This window comes from Actinomadura macra NBRC 14102 (assembly GCF_001552215.1).
GTDB lineage: Bacteria > Actinomycetota > Actinomycetes > Streptosporangiales > Streptosporangiaceae > Spirillospora > Spirillospora macra.
This window is the reverse complement of sequence record NZ_BCQT01000010.1, coordinates 134,950-155,552: the sequence shown is the minus strand read 5'-3', so window position 1 is coordinate 155,552 and position 20,603 is coordinate 134,950. Positions and strand designations below refer to the sequence as shown.

The window sequence follows — 20,603 nt, the reverse complement described above, 5'->3', positions numbered from 1 at the left end:
GCGAAGCCGGAGGCAAGCCCCACCGGGAAGATCGCGAAGCGATGTCGCGCTCGCCCAAGCACGGTCAAGGGGCGAGCCGCCAGGCGAGTCCCCTTGGGCCGGGATTGTCATCAATACAGCCGGGATTGCGAATGACTACGGCCAGTCGCGGGTCAGGTCGTGGGCCCAGGGGACGAGGTTCCAGGGGCTGCGCTGGTCGGTGGACAGTTCGGCGACCAGGCGCTCGTACTCGGCCTGGGCCTCGCCTCCGCCACCGGACCACAGCAGGCGGCCCTGGAGATAGCAGGTCGCCATGTCCTGCCAGGACGTGTAGCGGCGCTGAATGTCGAGCGCGAGTGGGAGCATGCGCTCCCAGCAGTACTCTTCGGTGAGCCAGCCGACCATGTGGCCGAAGCGGTAGAGCACTAAGGCACGGCCGTAGTCCCAGATGAGGAACCGGCCGACGTTGGCGCGGACCGCCGGGTCCTCCAGGGTCTTCAGACGGTGCAGTTCTTCGGCGGCGTGCCGGCGGTCGTTGAAGAGCCGGTGCAGGAACCGGCCCAGCTCGGCGCCTTCCGCTCCGGCGTCGGCGCCGGGCTCGTCGCGCAGCAGGGGCGGGACGAGACGGGTGTACGCGGCGCCCTGCGTCCCGTAGCGGATGCGGACGAGTTCGATCAGCCGTTCCACGAACGGTGGTTCGAGGATGTCGCGGGCGATGAGTTCGTCGACCTCCTGGAGGAGCGTCGCGTACTCCTCGCGTTCGGCGGGGGTGCGGGCGGCGAGGGCGGCGTCCTGGGTGAAGTCGGCGCGGTGGCCGTCCTGGACGAGCCAGTTGACGGCGCCGAGGAGCTGTTCGAGGTCGTGGGCGCCCCACGGCTCGTAGAGCAACTCCTGGGCGGTGCGGCGGTCGGCGGCTCCGGCGGACTCGCCGGGGGCGGTGCCGAGCCGGTCGAGGCGGAACCCGTTGATCGCGCCGTACAGGGCGCCCGCACCGATGATCCAGCGTTGGACGGGTGTGAGGGCGCCGTGGGCGAGGGCGTTGCGGGTGTCCGGGGCGTGGATCAGTTCCCAGAGCTTGTCCTGAAACTCGGCGGCCTGCCTTTGCTCGCTCTCGAAGAACCCGGCGAGCTGCTTGCGGAGGGCGGGGTGACGGACGTACAGGCGCCGGAAGAAGCGGCCGTTCTTCCACACCAGGTGTTCGGGGCGCAGGTCGCTGAACGGGACGCGGGTGCGGCGGTGGACCATCGCGCGTTCGGCGAAGCGCAGTTCCAGCCGGGGCCACAGCGCGGTCAGGGGCGTGAAGCGCAGCAGCAGGACCAGGCCGAGAACGAAGGTGAGCAGCGCCGCGCCGGGGGCGAGGGCCCAGCGCGCCTCGTCCTGGAAACCGGTGAGCGACAGGACGGCGCCGAGCAGGAGCAGGACGACGCCGCCGGCGCCGAGGGAGGCGAACCAGCCGTTCGTCAGGACGAGCGATCCCTCGATTCGCAGGACGGCCCTGTCCCCGTCGAATCCGAACGACCTTTCGGCGAGGGTCCCGGCGACGGCCCGCTCGAGTGCATCGAGGCGGCGGGCCTGTTCCATGGGCAGGACCGTACCTCATCCGTTACCTGATGATCATCCCAGTGATGTCGCGGATGTGGCGAGGTGGCCGGGTTCTGCTGGCTAGGCGGACTGGAGGTGCTGCATCAGCAGGCTGTGCCGCTGCCAGCCGTCCTGGGAGCGGCCGTCCCCGAGCGGGAAGAGGGTCATCGGCGCGCGGGTGGGCCCGACCTGCTGGCCGGGGATGCCGTTCGGGCCGCCGACGGTGCCGGTGACGGCGAGCGCGACCGGGGCGGCCGCGCCCGTCCAGCGGGGTTCGGTGGTGAGGTCGGCGCGGCCGGGGGTGAGCTGGACGAACAGCGACGCCACCGGTTGGTCGGCGGCCAGCGCGCCGACCAGGGAGGACAGGTGCTGGAGGGGCGGCGGGTCGGCGGGCGCGTAGCCGACGGTGACGGTGGTGACCTCGGCGACGGCGCCGCCTTCGGTGGTGGTGAAGTCGCAGATCGCCTGGGCGGGGCGCGGGCCGTCGCCGATGACGAGCAGCCGGGAGGTGGCGCGGGCGCGGGCGTACTCGGTGAGCCGGTCGCCGCGCCACGGGTGCTCCAGCGGCTCGGCGGGACCGACCCCGGCGGGCGGCTTGCCGGTGAGGAGCGTGAGGAGACGTTCGACGGGGCCACTGAGGTCGCCCTCGGCGCCGTGCCGGATGCGGTAGACGAGGGTGAGCTGCGCGCCGATCGGGGCGGTGGGCCGGGTGGTGAATCCGGGGGCGTAGTCGCGCGCCTCGGGGACGGGGACGAACGTCGCGCCGCTCCATTTCAGCGGGCGTCCGGTGAGGCCCTCGTAGTAGCCGTCCCCGTTGCGGACGACCCACTGCACGCCGGTACCCGCGGCGGTGGTGCGCAGCGGCAGCGACAGCCGGGAGTCCAGGGGCGTGACGAGCTGGAGGGTGCGCCCGCTACCGGTGCAGTCCGCGACGGCCCTGGCCAGCCATGCGCTGAGGGGCACGACCGGCCGGTCCTGCAGCACGACCATGGCCTGGTCGGTCAGTGCGTCTACGGTGCTCATCGTCGCCCGAGTTTAGTAGCCCCCGGACCACCCGTCCGGAGCACGGGATGACCTTGCTCGGACGACTTTGCCGTGACTTGCGTGGCTGGTGTCCTATCTGTGCTCAAATGTTACGGATGCAGGGAACTGCCGTGCCGTCTCCCGTGTACCTCGCGGACAACGCCCCTCCACCGCCGGAGCCGCCGGCGCGGGGGCGTCTGTGGCGTGTGCTCGGCTGGGTGTCGATCGGAATGTCGGCGGTGCTGGTGGTGGCCAGCCTCACCGCCTACGGGTTCTGGCGGCGGCTGGACGGCCAGATCGACCGCGAGAACGTGGACGGCAAGCTCGGCGACAACCGGCCCGCCAAGCTGAACAACTCGATGAACATCCTGCTCATGGGCTCCGACAGCCGCGCGGGGGAGAACGCCCGCTACGGCGAGGAGGCCGGGCAGCGTTCCGACACGACGATCCTGTTGCACATCTCGCCCGGCGGCGAGCAGGCGATCGGCATCAGCTTCCCGCGCGACTCGATGGTGAACATCCCGCCCTGCAAGAAGCCGGGCGGCGGCTCGTCCCCGCCGCAGTTCGGAATGATCAACGCGGCGTTCTCGACCGGTGGTCCGGCCTGCACCTGGCGGACGATCGAATCGCTCACCAAAATCCACATCGACCACTTCGTCGAGGTGGACTTCTCCGGGTTCAAGCGGGTCGTGGACGCGCTCGGCGGCGTCGAGATCTGCGTCCCGCGCCGTATCGACGACCCGAAGGCCGAACTGCACCTGCGGAAGGGCCGCCAGATCGTGCACGGCGACCAGGCGCTCGGCTACGTCCGCACCCGGTACGTGCTGGGAGACGGCTCGGACCTCGACCGGATCAAGCGGCAGCAGGCGTTCATGGCGTCGGTGGTCAAGAAGGCCACGGACCGGGGCATGCTCACCGACCCGGGGCGCACCTTCGCCTTCCTGTCCGCGGCCACCAAATCGATCAAAGCCGACGACCGGCTCACCCTGTCGGTGATGCAGAAGCTCGCGGGCAGCCTGCGCGGGATGAGCGCGGGCAAGGTCCGCTTCGTGACCGTCCCGGTGCAGGCGTTCCCGCAGGACAAGAACCGGGTGCAGTTCAACCCGGCGCTGGCGGAGCCGCTGTTTCGTTCGGTCCGCGAGGACAACAAGGTGCCCGAGCCGGCGCCGCCCGCGCCCGTCCCCGCGCAGCAGAACGGCGCGCAGGTACAGCCCGTCCCGCCGGCGCAGGTCAGGGTCGCCATCTACAACGCGACGGCGTCGAGCGGCCTCGGGCAGCGGACGGCTGACCAACTCGGCGAGCGCGGGTTCCAGATCGTCAAGGTCGGTTCCCGCAAGGCGTCGTCCTCCGCGCGGACCCAGATCCTGTACGGACGGGGCGCCGAGCGGCAGGCCGCGCGGCTGGCCATCGCGCTGCCCGGCCATCCCCCGCGCGCCTGGGCGGGCGGCAGGCCGGGCCTTGTCTACCTCGTCATCGGCAAGGACGGGGCCGCCCTGCGCGGTGCGAAGACGGCGCTGCCGAAGGTGGCGGGCGAGATCCGTGCAGACAGCGACATCTGCGGACAGAAGTAAGAAAGTACGCTGCATCATCCAGGTTGCGCGGATGTGAAGAACCAGTCAAGGCAGGCGTCACGGACGTGGCACGCCGGTAGGGTGGCGGCGCGCACACCATCAACCGTGTCAAAGCGTCTTAAGTACGACTGCATACCCGACACCAGCCCCCGACCTCTGCCCTCAGGAGCCGCCCCCCGCCACGGGCTCTGCCGGGTGATCCGTGCCCCCCGACCCCCGGAACGGACCCTGCCGCCTCATGGACATGCAGCCCGAACCCTTCACCTTGCTGATGACCGTGTACCGCGGTGATCGGGAGGAGTACGTCCGGGACGCCTTCCATAGCGCCGTCCACCATCAGACGCTCCGTCCGGACCAGGTGGTGCTCGTCCAGGACGGCCCGATCCCGCCCGAGCTGGCCGCCTGCCTGCGGAGCCTCGTCGTGGACAGCCCGGTCGAGGTCACGTTCGTCCCGCTGGAGCACAACCGCGGCCTCGGGCCCGCGCTGGACGCCGGACTCCACGCCGCCCGGCACGACATCGTCGCCCGCATGGACGCCGACGACGTCGCCATGCCGCACCGCTTCGCCGAGCAGGTCCCGCTGGTGCGGGCGGGCGCCGACCTCGTCGGCGCCGGACTGCTGGAGTTCGGTGCGGACACCGCCGACATCGTGGGCCGCCGCATCCCGCCGAGCGACCCCACCGACATCGCCCGCTACTCCCGGCTGCACGACCCCTTCAACCACCCCACGGTCGTCTACCGGCGCAGCGCGGTGATCGCCGTCGGCGGCTACGGCGACCTGCCGCTGATGGAGGACTACTGGCTGTTCGCGCGGATGATCGCGCAGGGCGCGCGGGTGGTGAACCTCGCCGAGCCGCTCGTCTACTACCGGGTCGGGGACGGCGCGTACGCCCGCCGCGGAGGCCGTGACCTGCTGCGTTCGGAGTTGCGCCTGCAACGCGCGATGCGCGGCGAGGGCTTCATCTCCCGCCCGCAGTACTGGCGCAACGTCGTCGTCCGCGGCGGCTACCGCCTCGTCCCGACCGTGATCCGGCGCCCCGTCTACCGGATGCTCGTGGCGCCGTACGGCGCGCGCCGCAACCGCTCACGCGACCGGGCCGGCGCCTCGCCCGCCTTCACCCCGCTGCCCGCCAACGACCGGTACGTGCCGCGGCACGCCCGTCCAACGGAACCGTCCCCGCCCCGCCCTCCGCTTTGACGGGGATCAGGGGATCGGCCGGGTCCAGAGAACGGGCTCGTCGTTCGTGACGTCCGTGCTGCGGCCCACGCCCAGCAGGCTGTTCTTGAACGTCGCCAGCCCGGAGATCTGCTGGTCGCCGTCACCACCGAGCCCGGTGCCGCCGGGCGCCGCGCTCTTCCAGGTCGTGCCGTCCGCGGACGTCCACGACACGACGTCGGTGGCGCCCTGCCGGATGGTCGTACCGGTCGCGGCGAAACCCTTGGGCGTCGCCGCCAGCGATGTCACGGTGACGTCCGCGGCGCCGCCCGGGGCGGTCAGCGGCCGCCATGTCCTTCCCGCGTCGGACGAGACGTAGCCCAGCCACACCAGGCCCTGCGGCGTCGCGCCGATACCGGCGGCCACCAGGACGTTCCCGCGTGCGGCGACATGCGTCAGGTGACCTTCGGTCACGCCGTTGCCCGGGAGCTGAAGGGTTTGCAGCGTCCACTGCCTGCCGTTCGGCGACGTCCACACCGCGGGGCGGTTGCCGTTGGCGTCGCGGGTCCCGCCCACGGCGGTGAAGCCGGACGTGCCGGAGGTGACGTCCAGCATCCACCGGCTGGCGTCCTTGCGGCCCTCCAGCGCGTTCGCGCCACCGCTCCTGCCGCGCTCCCAGGTCTTGAGGTCGGCGGACGACCAGGCGACCGCCGAGTACCCCTCCGTGCCGACGACCACGTACCCGCCGGGGCCGGACGCGGCGGCGGCCGTGCCGGGCAGCCCGTTCCGCGTCGCCCGGAACGGCGCATCCGAATCGACGGCCTGCCAGGTCGCGCCGTCCGCCGAGGTGACCACGAGCGCGCGGCGGGGGGACGCCTGGTCGTACCCGACCGCGAGCCAGCCCGCCTTGCCCCCGGTGACGTCGAGGAGCTGCTGCGGTCCCGGCCGGGTGAACGCGGCGCCGAGCCCCTGGGCGGGCTTCCACGTGCCGCCGTCCTTGGACGTCCAGGCGGCCGCGTCGCCGGACGCGCTGCCCACGGCGACGGCCAGGTCGTCGGTCGCGCCCACGGAGTGGACCGTGTGGTCAGGACGGACGGCCCCCGGCACCTTCGCCAGGTTCACCGGGACGGCGGTCCCGGACGCGTCGAAGACGCCGAGCATCGGATCCATGTCGCCGCCGCCGGGCTCGCGGCCCACGAGGATCGTGCGGGCGCCGGTGAGCGCCGCGTCCCGGAACTCGCGTTCCGGCTTGACCTCGGCGGCGCCCGCGTCCCGCCACGCGGCGCCGTCGGCGGTGCGGGACAGCAGCACGTCACGGCCGCGGACGACGACGGCCGCGAAGCCCCGCCCGTCCCCGACGATCTGGCTGGTGCGCAGGTACCCGGCCGTCACGAGCTTGCCGGACTGCCGCCACCTGGCGCCGTCCTTGGAGGTGAACGCCTGGCCGTACCCCCGGCCGCCCACCTTGATCTCGCGCAGCGCGAGGAACCCGCCCTCGCCGCCGCCGACGATCAGGCCCCGGCTGCCCTTGGGGACCGGCACGTCCGAGGCCGACCAGGTGCGGCCGCCGTCGTCGGAGCGCCAGACCTTCCGGTAGGACGGCTTCCTCGGAGCGGGCGTGATCAGGCCCTCCAGGAGGATCACATTGCCGCTCGCCGCGGCCTCCACCAGCGAGAACCTGCCCTTGCTGACCTGGAGTCCGATCTGCCCGCCGGTGCGCGCCTCCCAGCGGCGCCCGTCGGCCGACAGCCACACCGCGGGCGTGGCGTCGCTGAAGTCGCCCCTCGCGGAGTTGTCGCCGATGGCCATGAAACCGCTGCCGGTCGCGACGATCCGGCGGACGCGGTTGCCGGCGCCGAAGACGCTCCCGACCGCGTCGGGCTCGCGGCGCCACTCCCGCCCGTTCTCGCTCGTCCAGACCACGCCGCCGCCCGTCCGGGTGCCGATGGCCACCCAGCCGCCGGACGAGCCGCCGACCGCCTGCGGCACCTCGCCGGGACGCGGCGCGCCGCCGTCCGGGCCCTGCTGACCCGCGGCCTTGAACGTGCGGCCCCCGTCCCCGGACACCAGGAACAGGCCGCGGGAGTTCTGCGCGTCGCTCTCGCCACCGACCGCGACCACGGTCGAGCCGACCGCCGCGACGCCGGTCAGTTCCTGGTCACGGCCGTCGGTGCGGGCCGCGGCCTCGACCGGGAACGCGGCGCCGGCGAGCTTGGCACCCGCGGCGCCCCCACCGTCGTCGTCCCCGCCGAGGTTCGTCACGACGAAGAAGCCGCCGGCGCCGAGCACCGCCGCCGCGGCCAGCCCGGCGACCCCGATGAGCAGCGGCTTCTTGCTGCGCTTGTGCTTGATCTTGCCCGGGCCCGGCAGGCGCCACGGCTCCTCGATCGCGGGCGGGGGAGCCGCCGGCGCGGGCTGCGCGGCCTCGTACGCGGGCTGCTGCGGACGTCCCGGGATCTCCTGCGCGTACGGGAACGGTTCCGCCGCGGGTGGTGACTGGCGGGGAGAGCCCGGGATCTCCTGGGCGTACGGGAACGGCTCGGGAGCCGGCGGCTTGGGTGTTCCGGGGATCTCCTGCGCGTACGGGAAGGGCTCCGGCGCCGCAGGCGTGGGGGCGCTCGGGATCTCCTGCGCGTAGGGGAACGGCGGGGGAGCGGCCGCCGCCGCTGCGACGACGGGCGGCTGCGCGGGAGGCGGCGGCTGCGCCGGCGGCTGGGGCGATGGCGCCGCGGGCTCTGCCTCGACCGCCGGAGGCTCTGCCTCGACCGCCGGAGGCTCTGCCTCGACCGCCGGAGGCTCTGCCTCGACCGCCGGAGGCTCTGCCTCGACCGCCGGAGGCTCTGCCTCGACCGCCGGAGGCTCTGCCTCGACCGCCGGAGGCGGGGCCGGCTGGGCGGGCATGTCGACCTGCGTCGCGTCCGCGACGTCCTGCGCGTAGGGGAACGGGGGCGGGACGGGGATGTCGGTCGAGGTGGCCGGAGGTGCCGCCGAGGCCGGGGGAGAAGGCGGCTCCGGTTCTGGCTCCGCTTCCGGTTCCGGTTCCGGCTTCTGTTCCTGCTTGAACACCTGTGTCTGCATGGCGCCGCTGAAGTCGGCGCCGCTGATCGTCATGTCCTGCGCGCCCCCGGCCTCGCCCTCGGTGCCGTCCACCGTCCTCGGGTCGAGATCGGTCACGGTCGCGGGCTCGGGCTTCGGCGTCGGCTTGGGCGCGGGCGGTGGTTCGGGCAGCAGGTCCGCGCCCGACGCCGGGCTCTCGTCCAGCCATTGGGGCGGAGGGGGCGCCGCGAACCCGTCCGAGGGCTCGGCCGGAGTACCGTCGCGACCGGTCTCGTCGTCCGGGGTGTCCGGAGTCTTGGGTGGGGTCACGCCCGTCTCCCCCAGTCGAGTCGGGTCAATCCATGACGTCCATGGACCAAAGTGTCGCCAGCGATGATAGCGATCTGCGGGGGTGCCCCCGTTCGTCCCGCGCTGACCTGCCGGACCTCCCGCAGGCCCCTATCGCGTGCGTCCGGCGGACGCGCAGCCGGCGCCCGAACAGTGGGTCAGCGCGTAGAGCAGGGCCGAGAGTTGCCGCTGGCGGTCCGGCGGCAGCCGCCCGCCCTGGTTGGCGAGCTGGTGCGGGTCGCGGACGAGGTCGTAGAACTCGCGTTCGCCGTCCTGGTACTCGACGTAGAGGGCATCACGCAGGCGCAGCGCGTTGTAGGTCGGCGGCGCGCCGGGCGCGGAGTCCTGCCGGTCGGGGTCCTCGGCCGTCGGACGCGGCTTGACGTGCTCGATCAGCGCGACGTTCCGCCAGCCCGCGGGCTCGGTGCCGCGCAGGAACGGCACGAGCGAGCGGCCGTCGGTGGCGGGCGGGACGGGCGCGCCGGCGAGGTCGAGGAACGTCGGGGCCAGGTCGGTGTTCTGGACGAGCGCGCCGGTGCGGCGCCCGGCCTGGACGCCCGGGCCGACGACCACGTACGGGACACGGATGTCGGTGTCGAACGCGGTCATCTTGCCGCCGGCGAGCCGGTGCTCACCCATGTGGAAGCCGTTGTCGGAGCCGAACACGAGGTAGGTGTCGCGGTCCAGGCCCTTCGCCGCCAGCGTCTGCCGCAGCCGGGCGATCATCTCGTCCACCGCCTGAACCATGCGCGCCCGGTCGCGGAAGCCGTTGTCGATGGCCCTCAGTCCCGGCTTGCGCAGCCGGGGATGGGAGCGCAGCCAGGACGGCTTGTCGCGGACGTCGGGCTCGTTGAACGAGGGCGAGCGCGGCGCCCGGACGCCGGGGAGCACGGCCGCGTGCCGGGGCGCCGGCACGAACGGGCCGTGCGGCGCGAACGTGGCGACCTCCATGAAGAACGGCTGGCGCGCGTCGGCCGCGCGCTGGACGAAGTCGTTCGCCTTCCCCGACAGGACGTCGGTCAGGTAGTCCTGCGGGGCCTGCCCGTACCTGACCAGGCGTCCGTTCTCGTTCAGGTTGTAGTTGTACTCGGGGTAGCCGTTGCCCGTGACGTACCACTCGCTCCACCCGGGCGGGACGTAGGGCGTTGCACCGCCCTGCGTGTCGCCTGGCTGGTAGCCGTTCAGGTACTTGCCCAGGAAGGCCGTCCGGTAGCCCGCCTTCTGGAGTCCCGCGCCGAACGCCGACTGCTCGCCGCCGTGGGCCTTGAACACCTCGTAGCCGCCGTCCGGCGGGAAGTTGGTGCGCACGCCGGTGTTGTGCGGGTACTTGCCGGTGAGGATGGTCGACCGGGACGTGCAGCACAGAGAGTCGGCCACGAAGAAGTTGTCGAACGTGAGCCCGCGCGCCTGCATGTCCCGCACCTGCGGCATGTGCGCCACCAGGTTCCAGGAGAGGTCGTCGGTGAGGACGAAGACGATGTTCGGCTTCTTCGCCGGGACGGTCTTCCTCGGCTCGGCCCGGCCGTCCTTCGCATCGGAACACCCCGCCGGCCCCAGCACCAGGACCAGGCTCATCAGGACGAGAAAAGGGACGGCCGCCGGCACGCCCCCCGGACGGCGGTCCAGGCGCCGCCGGAGCCGGCTTCGTCGGATCAAGATCCGTCTCTCCTTCGCCGTGGCGATGATCAGGGCCGTCAGCAGCGTAACGATCCGGGGGGCGTTTCGCGCGTCGCGTGGTGGTTCGCCGTCGCCTGTGGTTGTTGGCATCATGCGGGGTGATGAACAGGTGGGCCGGGGATCCGCGACTGGGCGGTCCGATGACGCCGCTGGTCGCCGGCGCCGTGCTCAGTGCCGTGATCGCGGTGATCGTCGCGGTGGCGAACGCCTGCGCCCCCGGCCCAGACCGGCCTGTCGCGCAAGCCTCGGCACCGCCTTCGGCGCGGCCCTCCGCGTCCGGCTCTGCGCCCGGTTCGCCCGCTCCGCTGCCGAGCCCCGCCGGTACCCCCGGGCCGGTCAGCCCGCCGGGGTATTCGCCGGTCAAGCCCGTCCTCGACCAGTACTTCGCGGACCCCGCCGTCATCAAGGCCGCGGGCACCTACTTCGCGTACGGCACGAACAACGCGGACGCGGCGATGCCCGTCGCGACCGCGCCGTCGCCCACCGGGCCGTGGACGCGCGCACCCGGCGACGGCCTCGCCCGGCTCCCCGCCTGGGCCACCACGGGGCGAACGTGGGCACCGGAGGTCGTGCCGCCCCAAGGCGCGTCCAAGACGTACGTGCTGTATTTCTCCGCCCGCCGCAAGGACGGTGACGCTCAGTGCATCGGGGCCGCCACGGCCACGTCGCCCGCCGGTCCCTTCGTCCCCTTGGACGGTGAACCGCTGGTGTGCCCGATGGACCTCGGCGGTGCCATCGACCCGGCGTCCTACGTCGAGGCCGACGGGACGCGGTACCTGCTCTACAAGAGCGACGCCCGGAAGTCGGCGGCGATCTATCTCGCCCGGCTGACCCCGGACGGGCTCGGCCTGTACGGCGAGCCGAAAAAGATCCTTGGACACGACTCGGAACCCGCCCTCGTGGAGGCGCCCGACCTGGTGAAGCGCGGCGACAGGTACGTGCTGCTGTACTCGGCCGGCTGGTACTTCCGGTCGAACTACCAGACCCGGTACGCGGTCGCGCCGTCGATCGAGGGCCCGTACGAGAAGGCCGCCCAGCCGCTCCAGTCCACCGGTGCGTACGGCGGGCGGGTCGAGGGACCGGGCAGCGCGGACGTCCTCAGCGACGACACCGGCGACTACCTGGTCTTCCACGGCATCCTGAAGTACCTCGGCGGAGCGAGCGTCAACCGCGGGATGTACGTCACGCCGCTCGGCTGGGACGGGGCCCGGCCCGCGATCCGGGGCACGCCGGTCCGCTACGAGGCCGAGGGCGGACGGCTGAACGGGTGCGTCTCGGCGCTCGGCCGGCCCAACGCCTCGGGCGGCACGGCGGTCGGGCCGTTCGACCGGGACGGCTGCCGGCTGGAGGTGCTGGTGTTCGCGCCCGCCGCCGGGCGGTACTCCGTCCGCGCGCAGTACGCCAACCGGTCGGGGCACGACTCCGACCTGGAGCTGTCGGTCAACGGGACCGCGGCGGCGCAGGTGCGGCTGCGCGTGACCAAGGGCGCCGACTGGACGTCCACCTCCGCGGACGTCGAGCTGAGCAGCGGATGGAACACCCTCGGGCTCCGCCGCGTCAACGGTCAGGGGCAGCTCGACTACCTGGAGGTCCGGTAGGGGGAAGGTACGTCCACGCCGACATCACGCAGGACGGTCGCGGTGGGTCTCGGCCGGGTGAACAGACCCTTCCTGACACCGCGCAGCATCGCGCGGCGCAGAACCGTCCTGTCCGAGGACGAGGCGAACGTGCGGGACCAGCGCCGCAGCGTGGACCCGGCATACAGGACGCGCTCCGGTGGCGCGAGCCCGGGACTGCCCGTGAAGAGCCAGATCTTGTTGCGGACCTCGTAGAAGAAACGGTCGCCGGGGTCGGCGTCCGCGCCGCCGAACGTCCTGGTCTTGTGGACGACGACGCTGCCGGGGCACAGGATCCCGCGCCGCCCGCGCAGCAGCCGGGTGGTGAACTCGAAGTCGTCGTTCCACAGGAAATAGTCGGCGACCGGCAACCCGCGCTCGCGCACTGCGGCCGTGTCCACGAGCACCGACACGAACGACGCCGAGCGGACGGGCACGCAGCCCGCCGCCCGTGCGATCTCCAACTCGGCGGACGGGACGCGGGGCTTGGCGCGCGGCGTGTTCATCGGATGGTCGCGGCCGTCGGTCCACACGACCCGGCTGGCCACCAGGGTCGGCGGGCCGTCACCGGCGGTGGCCCGCTCCCGCGCGTCCAGCAGCGCCTGGAGCGCGCCGGATTCGGGGACGGTGTCGTCGTCCAGCAGCCACAGGAGGTCGGCGTCCAGCGCGCGGGCCATCCCGGCGCCGAACCCGCCCGCCCCGCCCACGTTCCGCGGCAGTTCCAAGAGCTCGATGTCGGGGAAGCGGTCGCGGACCAGTGCCGCGGTGCCGTCCGCGGAGGCGTTGTCGACCACGATGATCCGGTCCGGGACGCGGGTCTGGGCGCCGAGCGCGGTGAGCGCCTCGTCCAGCAGGTCGCGCCGGTTGAAGGTGACGACCACGGCGGCCACGCACGCGCCCGCAGGTGCGTCCAGCGCGTCCGGTGCGTCCGGGGTGCCGGTCACGGTCCGCGCCGTCCGGTGGCGCGGCGCGCCGCCCGCTGGAGCGCGGGGGACGGCGCCGCGGCGGCGGCCAGCAGCTTTTCGAGGTTCTGCCGGACCTCGGCCATCTCGCCGTGCAGGTGCGCCAGCCCGATCCGCTCGTGCGCCCGGGTCAGCCCCTCCAGCAGGTGCGCGGCGACCCCGACGGACGCGGTCGCGATCAGCTCGTCCGGAACGTCGCCGGGGAGCGTCGTCTCCACGGGGTGCCGCGACGTCGTCAGCTCGTCGAGGTCGCCGGCCACGTCGTAGCCAGAGGCGCGCAGCGACGCGGCGATCTCCCGGGTTCGCTCCGCCGCCCAGCCCGCGTGACGCGCGGGCAGGCCCATCGGGGTGCGGCCCGTCTCGTCCGTCGCCTCCGCCAGCCCGTGGCCGACGAGGTGGTCGCCGACCATCCGCTCGTAGTCGCCGCCCAGCACCGGCGCGATCTTGACGTTCAACCGGCGGAGCAGTTCGGCCTCGATCGCCGACAGCGGCTCCTCGCCCTCGATGCCCTCGATGTCGCACGCCCCGGCGTCGATGCCGGTCAGCGCGCGGAAGCGCTCCCACAGCAGCGCCGGCGACCCGCCCGGCGGCGGGAGGGTGAGGACGTGCACGCGCTCCTTCGGGACGGCCGTCTCCCAGGTCCGCAGCACCCGGACGGGGTCGTGCAGCCCCCAGAACATCTCCCCGTACGGTTCGGGCGCGTCGATCCCGAGCGTGACGAGGTCGTCGACGAAGCGCTCGAAGGTGATCGAGTGCGCGTGCCGGATCTGCTCCTGCCAGTCGAAGATCAGCTGCCAGCCCAGGTCGCGGGTGGCGAACACCACGTGGACCTCGGCCGGCTCCAGGGCCGCCACGGCTCGCTTGACCTGCTCTTCGGTCGCGCCGCCGAGCAGGCCGTCGGAGAACACGACCGTGCCGCCGTCCCACTCGCGGGCGCGCCGCGCGACGCGCTCCCAGGCACCGTTCCAGGCCGGGTCGCGGCTGCCTCCCCAGCTCATCTCGCGCAGGTCCATGACCGCGGCGAAGTGCTCCTGCGGACCGGCGAGCGGGTAGCAGACGCCGGCGTCGCCGAGGCGCCGCCGGTTCTCCCACAGCACCCGCTGAAGGAACGCCGCCCCGGCGGTGGGCGCGCCGACGTGCAGGTAGACGGTCTTCGCGGAGCCCCGCGTGTCCATGTGAGCGCTCACCCCTGGTTCGTCCCGGCGTCGGATCGGCCCGTCTTGTCTTGGAGACGACGGTATGCGCCCCGGACCCGTCGCACGGCCGGATAGCGTTCGCTCGCGTGGTGCACCGCCCGGTGGACGAGGGGTGTCGCGTCGTGGGCGAGCCGTCCGGTGACCTCCAGCAGTTCTCGCGAGTCGTCCCGCAGCAGGTCGAGCCGGTCGCGCGGCGCCACCTCCGAACCGGGCGTGGACGCCCCCCGCCGTTCGGTGTCCAGAACGCGCAGCAGCAGCGCCGCGACGGCGTCGGTGCCGACATCGGCCAACTCCGCCCAGGAAGCCCCCGCGGGCGCCGTCCCGGCCGGCGCCGCGCCTACGGATCCCGCCCCGGCGGCCGGGACCAGTTCGTAGAGGTCGCCGACGACGTCGTAGCCGGTGGCGCGCAGGCCCTCGGCGGTCTCGATGGCCCGTTCGGTCGCCCAGCGGAGGTCGTCCGGCGACAGCCCGATCCTGGCGGGCGCCGGACGTCCGGTGAGCACCTGCTGGGCCAGGTAGTGCTTGACGATCTCGTTGTAGACGTCCCAGCCCACGCCGTCGTCCAGCGCGGCGTTGAGCCGGAGCAGGAACTCGCTCTCGGCGAGGCCGAGTGAGGGATTGGCGAACGAGCGCGACAGGTCGTACTCGTCCGGGACGAGACCGACCGCGGTGCAGAAGCGCTGCCAGAGCAGGTCGCGGGGCGCGCCGGGGCGCGGCAGCGTGACGAGGTGGACGCGTTCCGGCGGCAGCGCGGCGCCCCAACGGCGCAGGACCGCGACCGGGTCCTGCAACCCCCAGAACAGCCGCGCGGAATCGAAGCTGCGCCAGTCCGTGCGCCGCAGCGCCGCCGTGAACTCGGCGAACGGCGTGCTGAACCGGTTCTTGACGTCCTCCTGCCAGTGCGCCGGGATCTGCCGGGCGAGGTCGCGGGCGGTGAACACCACGTGGACGTCCGCGAAGTCGAGATCGGCCATCGCCCGGGCGACCTGGCTCGCGGTGGCGGGCGCGAACAGCTCCTGGGAGATGATCGCTTTTCCTGGCCAGTCGCGGACACGCTCGACCAGGCTCCGCCAGGCGCCCGGGACGGACGGGTCGGACGCCCCCCGGAAGAACGCCCTCCGCAGGTCGAAGGCGGCCCTGACGTGGTCGGCCAGGTCCGTGCCGGGGTAGAGGCAACCGTGCTCGCGCAGCCGGTCCCGGTTGTGCCACAGCACCTGCTGGAGATACGTCGTGCCGCTCTTGGCGGCCCCGACGTGCAGATAGACCACGGGACGCGCGCCCTGCGCCGTCCGACCGGAAAGGGGGGAGACCACCGCGATCCTTGGTTCTTGCGCCGGTACCGAACAAACGCCGGGTATCTTAGCCCCATTCCATACCAATAGACCTGCTGGTGACGTATGTTCCGCCAGGTCTTCCGCTCCCCCCGCATGGGATGGACGCCCTCCAGTGAACGTTGATCTCGTGGTGGCCGGGTCCGGGTTCTTCGGGCTCACGGTCGCCGAACGGTGCGCGGCCGAGCTCGGCCTGCGCGTCCTCGTGCTGGAGAGGCGCGGGCACATCGGAGGGAACGCCTACAGCGAGGCCGAGCCGGAGACGGGCATCGAGGTCCACCGCTACGGCGCGCACCTGTTCCACACGTCCAACCGGCGGGTCTGGGACTACGCGAACCGGTTCACCTCCTTCACCGACTACCGGCACCGCGTCTACTCGACGTTCAAGGGTCGGGTCTACTCGATGCCGATCAACCTCGGCACCATCTGCGCGTACTTCGGCCGTGCCTTCACCCCGGACGAGGCGCGCGCGCTGATCGCAGGCCAGGCCGCCGAGGTGTCCGACCCGTCCAACCTGGAGGAGAAGGCGATCTCGCTGATCGGGCGCCCCCTCTATGAGGCGTTCATCCGCGGTTACACGGCGAAGCAGTGGCGGACCGACCCACGCGACCTGCCCGCGGAGATCATCACGCGGCTCCCCGTCCGGTACACCTTCGACAACCGGTACTTCAACGACGCCTACGAGGGACTCCCGGTCGACGGCTACACCGCGTGGCTGGAACGGATGGCCGACCACCCGCGCATCGAGGTGCGGCTCGGCACCGACTTCCTCGACCTGCGCGACGACGCGGCCGGCAACGTGCCCGTCGTCTACACCGGGCCGCTGGACCGCTACTTCGACCACGCCGAGGGCGAGCTCGGCTGGCGGACGCTGGACTTCGAGACGGAGGTCAGGCCGACCGGGGACTTCCAGGGAACCGCGGTCATGAACTACGCCGACGAGGACGTCCCGTACACGCGCATCCACGAGTTCCGGCACTTCCACCCCGAACGCGAGCACTACCCGTCCGACCGGACGGTGATCATGCGGGAGTACTCGCGGGCCGCCGTCCGCGGCGACGAGCCGTACTACCCCGTCAACACCGCCGAGGACCGCGCCCGGCTGCTGGCCTACCGCGAGCTGGCCCGTGGTGAGGAGGGCGTCCTGTTCGGCGGGCGGCTCGGCACCTACAAGTACCTCGACATGCACATGGCCATCGCCGGCGCGCTCAGCATGGTCGACAACCGACTGCGTCCCCATTTCGCCACGGGTTCGCGTCTTACCAACGAACCCGGACAGCACGGAAGGGCGGACGAGTGAGCGAGCAGCAGACCGGCCAGGGACCCGCCGACCTGCGCGTCGTCCAGCGCGTGGTGATGCCCGTCGACCGCGACCTCGACGTCCTCACCCTGTACGTCGAGGGCGAGATCGGGCGCGGCGCGCAGGCCCTGGCCGCCGAGGCCGCCGCCGAGGACGGTGTCGCCGCCGCCGACGTCGTGGGACGGCGCAGCGTCGTCGTGCCCGTCGGCGGGCGGGCCTCGTTCGCGACCTACTTCAACGCGTTCCCGGCGAGCTACTGGCGGCGCTGGACGAGCGTGGACGAGGTCGTCCTGCGGGTCCGGATGCGCGGCCAGGCCAGCGTGATCGTCTACCGGTCGAGCGCGAAGGGGCACGTGCAGCGCGTCGCGTCCGTCCGGGTCGACTCGCCGACCCCGCGCGAGGAGACGTTCCGCCTGACGCTGAGCCCGTTCATCGACGGCGGCTGGTACTGGATGGACGTCCTCGCCGGAGAGGACGACGCCGTCCTGGAGCGCGCGGACTGGTGCGTCGACCTGGCCGGGACGGGGCCGGTACGGCAGGGCCGCGTCAGCCTCGGCATCACCACGTTCGACCGGCCGGGTTTCTGCGTCGACCAGCTCCGCGCGCTGGGCGACGCGCCCGAGGTGCTGGAGATCGTGGACGAGGTCTTCGTCATCGACCAGGGGAGCCGGCGCGTCCGCGACGACGCGAACTACGCCCGCGCTGCCGGCGGGCTGGGCTCCCGCCTCCGGCTGATCGAGCAGGCGAACCTCGGCGGGTCCGGTGGCTTCTCCCGCGCGATGGACGAGACGCTCAAGGCCGGGACCAGCGACTACGTCCTGCTGCTGGATGACGACGTGGTCACCGAGACCGAGGGCGTGCTCCGCGCGGTCGCGTTCGGGGACTTCGCCCGGACGCCCACGATCGTCGGCGGGCACATGTTCAACCTGTTCGTCCGGTCGCAGCTGCACGCCTACGGCGAGACCATCGGGCGATATCGCTGGTGGTGGGAGGAGGCGCCGCACACCAAGCGCGAGCACGACTTCGCCCTCCCGCCCGACACGAACCCGAGCCCCCGTTCGCGCAAGAGCCGGGGCAGCCTACGCCAGACGAAATGGCTGCACCGGCGCGTGGACGTCGACTACAACGGCTGGTGGATGTGCCTCATCCCGGTCGACGTGATGCGCAAGGTCGGGCTGTCCATGCCGATGTTCATCAAGTGGGACGACGCCGAGTACTGCGTGCGCGCCGGCGCGGCGGGCTTCCCGACCGTGTCGCTGCCCGGGATGGCCGCCTGGCACGTGCCGTGGCAGGACAAGGACGACGGCATCGACTGGCAGGCGTACTTCCACGAGCGCAACCGGCTCGTCACCGCGCTGGTGCACTCGCCGTACGAGCGCGGCGGCAACCTCGTCAAGGAGAGCTTCATCATCTCGGTGAAGCACGCCCTGGCCATGCAGTACTCCACCGCCGAGCTGATGCTGTCGGCGATCGAGGACGTCCTCGCCGGGCCGGAGCACATGCACGCCGGGATCGCCGGGAAGCTAGCGGAGATCACGGCGTTCCGGGCGGCGTTCCCGGACGCGCGGAACCGTCCGAGCCACGAGGAGTTCCCGCAGGTGCGGCAGGACAAGCCGCCGAAGCGGGGACGGGGTTTCAAACCCCCGCGCGGCAAGGTGAACGTGCTGACCAGCGCGATGCTCGGCACCCTCCGGCAGCTCCGGCCGCTGGACCCGGCCGGGCACGACAACCCGCAACTCGTCGTCCCGCACATCGACCGGCACTGGGGCCTGCTGTCGCAGGTGGACAGCGCGCTGGTCTCCTCGGCCGACGGCACGAAGGTCGCCTGGTACCAGCGCGACCCGGAGCGGTTCCGGACCCTGCTCAGGCGGACGTCATTGCTGCATGCCCGGCTGAGCCGGGAGTGGCCCGACCTGAGCCGCCGCTACCGGGACGCCCTGGACGAGATCACCTCACCGGAGGCGTGGCGCGCGACCTTCACCGCCGCCTCGCCAGACAGCTCCGCGGACAGCCCCGCCGACACCGCCGCCGACATGGCGGGGCCTGACCGGAAATGACGACGACGCCGATCCGTCCGGACGACCGGCTGCGCCCGCCGGGAGAGGACGGCGGGCTGCGCCAGACCCTCCGGAACAAGTATCTGCTGCGGCTCCTGGTGCGCCGGGAACTGCGGGCCCGCTACAAGGGGTCGCTGCTCGGTCTCGGCTGGTCCTACGTGCGGCCGGCCGTGACGTTCTCCGTGTACTTCTTCGTGGTCGGCGTCTTCCTCGGGATGGACAAGCAGGTCGAGGACTTCCCGGTCTACCTTTTCGCCGGCATGGTGCTGATCAACCTGTTCACCGAGACGCTCCATTCCACGACGCGCTCGGTGACCGGGAACGCGCCGCTCGTCCGCAAGGTGTTCCTTCCGCGCGAGCTGTTCCCGACGGCGTCGGCGCTGGTGTCGCTGGTGCATTTCCTGCCCGGAATGATGATCTTGCTGGGCGGTGCCGTGGCCGCCGGATGGCGGCCCTCGCCGACCGGCCTGGCCGCCGCCGCGCTCGGCTTCGCGATCATCGTGGTCCTCGGGCTCGGCCTCGGCCTGCTGTGCGCGGCCGTCAACGTGTTCTTCCGCGACCTCGAACAGGTCGTGGACATCTCGGTCATCGTCATCACCTGGTCGGTGCCGATGATCTATCCGTGGACGCACGTCCGGACGCACGCGCCCGGCTGGGTCCTGGACCTGTACCTCGCCAACCCGCTGGTCAGTGCCGTCTCCCTGTTCCAGCGGGCGTTCTGGTACTCCGGGACGGGCGGCGACTTCGCCTTCCCGCCGGACCTGTACGTGCGCGCCGCCCTCTCGCTCGGCCTGAGCGTGCTGGTGTTCCTGGCCGGGCACGCGGTGTTCGCCCGCATGCAGCAGCGATTCGCGCAGGAGCTGTGACCCGTGGCCCCCTCGATCGTCATCGACTCCGTCACCAAGCACTTCACGCTGCGGCACGCGCGGTCGATCAAGGAGATGAGCGTCCGGGCGCTGCGGGGGCAGAGCCTGTCCGACCGGTTCAGGGCACTGGACGAGGTGAGCCTGACCATCAGCCAGGGCGAGACGGTGGCGTTGATGGGGCTGAACGGTTCGGGCAAGAGCACGCTGCTCAAGCTCATCTCCGGGGTCATGCGGCCGGACGAGGGACGGGTGCTCGTCCGGGGCCGCGTCGCCGGGCTGATCGACGTGGGCGCCGGGCTGCACCCCGAGCTGACCGGGCGGGAGAACGTCCACCTCAACGGGGCCATCCTCGGCATGTCCCAGGCCGAGATCGCGCGCAAGTTCGACGCGATCGTGGAGTTCTCCGGTGTCGGGCGCTTCCTGGACGACCAGGTGAAGTTCTACTCCTCCGGCATGTTCATGCGGCTGGCGTTCTCGATCGCCGCGCACACCGAGCCGGACGTCTTCCTGATCGACGAGGTGCTCGCCGTCGGCGACCCGCCGTTCCGGGAGAAGTGCCTGGAGCGCATCCGGGAGCTGCGGGGCGAGGGCCGCACCATGGTCATCGTCGCGCACGACATCCAGATGCTGGTCGGGCTCTGCGACCGGGGCGTCACGATGCGGCAGGGGCGGGTCGTCTTCGACGGTCCCACGGCGGAGGCGGGGCAGCTCGTCCGGGCGGACCGGCAGGCCCGCCGCGCCGCGACCTCGCTCCCGGACAGCGGGGCTGCCCTATGAATTTCCGGCGAGAACTGTCGGCCGCGCGGCGGATTCCGAGCAGACGGATTCCGAGCAGACAGATTCCGATATGGGCTTGGATAAGGTGTCTCGTGCCGCGGCGGGCGGACCGCGGACGCAGGGCCGA

The 20,603-nt window shown here is 72.3% G+C and carries 14 protein-coding genes; 7 read left to right on the top strand and 7 right to left on the bottom strand.

The annotated features are described in order from the left end of the window. Positions 1-135: 135 nt before the first annotated feature. On the bottom strand, positions 136-1,560 hold the full coding sequence (locus AMA02S_RS17415; protein WP_067459533.1) for a DUF1266 domain-containing protein: 1,425 nt from the start codon (positions 1,558-1,560) through the stop codon (positions 136-138). Positions 1,561-1,641: 81 nt separating this feature from the next. After that, positions 1,642-2,583, bottom strand: coding sequence for a DUF6177 family protein (locus tag AMA02S_RS17410; RefSeq protein WP_245667621.1), 942 nt, complete (start codon positions 2,581-2,583; stop codon positions 1,642-1,644). A gap of 131 nt (positions 2,584-2,714) precedes the next feature. On the opposite strand from AMA02S_RS17410, the gene AMA02S_RS17405 reads away from it, so the two are divergent. Together AMA02S_RS17405 and AMA02S_RS17400 are read left to right on the top strand one after the other, a co-directional pair. Beyond that, positions 2,715-4,154, top strand: a complete 1,440-nt coding sequence (locus AMA02S_RS17405) for an LCP family protein (RefSeq protein WP_245667620.1) — start codon at positions 2,715-2,717, stop codon at positions 4,152-4,154. 238 nt (positions 4,155-4,392) lie between these two features. Then, positions 4,393-5,352, top strand: a complete 960-nt coding sequence (locus AMA02S_RS17400; protein WP_245667619.1) for a glycosyltransferase — start codon at positions 4,393-4,395, stop codon at positions 5,350-5,352. 6 nt (positions 5,353-5,358) lie between these two features. Here AMA02S_RS17400 and AMA02S_RS17395 read toward each other — a convergent pair whose 3' ends face one another. Both AMA02S_RS17395 and AMA02S_RS17390 read right to left on the bottom strand, forming a co-directional pair. Further along, entirely contained in the window at positions 5,359-8,676 is a 3,318-nt protein-coding gene (locus AMA02S_RS17395; protein WP_067459524.1) for a hypothetical protein, read from the bottom strand. Positions 8,677-8,805: 129 nt separating this feature from the next. Next, positions 8,806-10,350 (bottom strand): sulfatase family protein, encoded by a 1,545-nt coding sequence (locus AMA02S_RS17390; protein WP_218005005.1) that lies wholly within the window; start codon positions 10,348-10,350, stop codon positions 8,806-8,808. 122 nt (positions 10,351-10,472) lie between these two features. Between AMA02S_RS17390 and AMA02S_RS17385 the strand changes: the two genes are divergently transcribed. Continuing rightward, entirely contained in the window at positions 10,473-11,969 is a 1,497-nt protein-coding gene (locus tag AMA02S_RS17385) for a family 43 glycosylhydrolase (RefSeq protein WP_084265253.1), read from the top strand. Here the strand turns inward: AMA02S_RS17385 and AMA02S_RS44215 are convergent. From AMA02S_RS44215 to AMA02S_RS44205, 3 genes are read right to left on the bottom strand one after another with little or no spacing between them, the layout of a single operon-like run. Next, positions 11,951-12,931: a glycosyltransferase gene (locus tag AMA02S_RS44215; protein ID WP_245667618.1), complete on the bottom strand. Its 981-nt coding sequence runs from the start codon at positions 12,929-12,931 to the stop codon at positions 11,951-11,953. The genes AMA02S_RS17385 and AMA02S_RS44215 overlap by 19 nt on opposite strands. Continuing rightward, a complete protein-coding gene (locus AMA02S_RS44210) occupies positions 12,928-14,124 on the bottom strand; it encodes a hypothetical protein (RefSeq protein ID WP_067459518.1) in 1,197 nt (398 codons plus the stop codon). The genes AMA02S_RS44215 and AMA02S_RS44210 overlap by 4 nt, the downstream gene beginning before the upstream one ends. An 8-nt stretch (positions 14,125-14,132) precedes the next feature. Further along, positions 14,133-15,458, bottom strand: coding sequence for a hypothetical protein (locus AMA02S_RS44205; protein ID WP_067459515.1), 1,326 nt, complete (start codon positions 15,456-15,458; stop codon positions 14,133-14,135). Between the two features lie 133 nt (positions 15,459-15,591). Between AMA02S_RS44205 and glf the strand changes: the two genes are divergently transcribed. From glf to AMA02S_RS17350, 4 genes are read left to right on the top strand one after another with little or no spacing between them, the layout of a single operon-like run. Next, positions 15,592-16,776, top strand: coding sequence for a UDP-galactopyranose mutase (gene glf, locus AMA02S_RS17365; RefSeq protein ID WP_067459512.1), 1,185 nt, complete (start codon positions 15,592-15,594; stop codon positions 16,774-16,776). Then, positions 16,773-18,833 (top strand): glycosyltransferase, encoded by a 2,061-nt coding sequence (locus tag AMA02S_RS17360; protein WP_245667617.1) that lies wholly within the window; start codon positions 16,773-16,775, stop codon positions 18,831-18,833. The genes glf and AMA02S_RS17360 overlap by 4 nt, the downstream gene beginning before the upstream one ends. Beyond that, complete coding sequence (locus tag AMA02S_RS17355) at positions 18,830-19,699, top strand: ABC transporter permease (RefSeq protein ID WP_067459509.1); 870 nt, start codon at positions 18,830-18,832, stop codon at positions 19,697-19,699. Before AMA02S_RS17360 ends, AMA02S_RS17355 begins: the two co-directional genes overlap by 4 nt. A gap of 3 nt (positions 19,700-19,702) precedes the next feature. Continuing rightward, entirely contained in the window at positions 19,703-20,476 is a 774-nt protein-coding gene (locus AMA02S_RS17350) for an ABC transporter ATP-binding protein (RefSeq protein ID WP_067459506.1), read from the top strand. Positions 20,477-20,603 lie beyond the last annotated feature (127 nt).

Bases quoted from the DNA above. Each gene is read 5' to 3' on its own strand.
- AMA02S_RS17415 (WP_067459533.1), bottom strand. From the start codon at position 1,560: ATGGAACAGGCCCGCCGCCTCGATGCACTCGAGCGGGCCGTCGCCGGG.
- AMA02S_RS17410 (WP_245667621.1), bottom strand. From the start codon at position 2,583: ATGAGCACCGTAGACGCACTGACCGACCAGGCCATGGTCGTGCTGCAG.
- AMA02S_RS17400 (WP_245667619.1), top strand. From the start codon at position 4,393: ATGGACATGCAGCCCGAACCCTTCACCTTGCTGATGACCGTGTACCGC.
- AMA02S_RS17385 (WP_084265253.1), top strand. From the start codon at position 10,473: ATGAACAGGTGGGCCGGGGATCCGCGACTGGGCGGTCCGATGACGCCG.
- AMA02S_RS44210 (WP_067459518.1), bottom strand. From the start codon at position 14,124: ATGGACACGCGGGGCTCCGCGAAGACCGTCTACCTGCACGTCGGCGCG.
- AMA02S_RS17355 (WP_067459509.1), top strand. From the start codon at position 18,830: ATGACGACGACGCCGATCCGTCCGGACGACCGGCTGCGCCCGCCGGGA.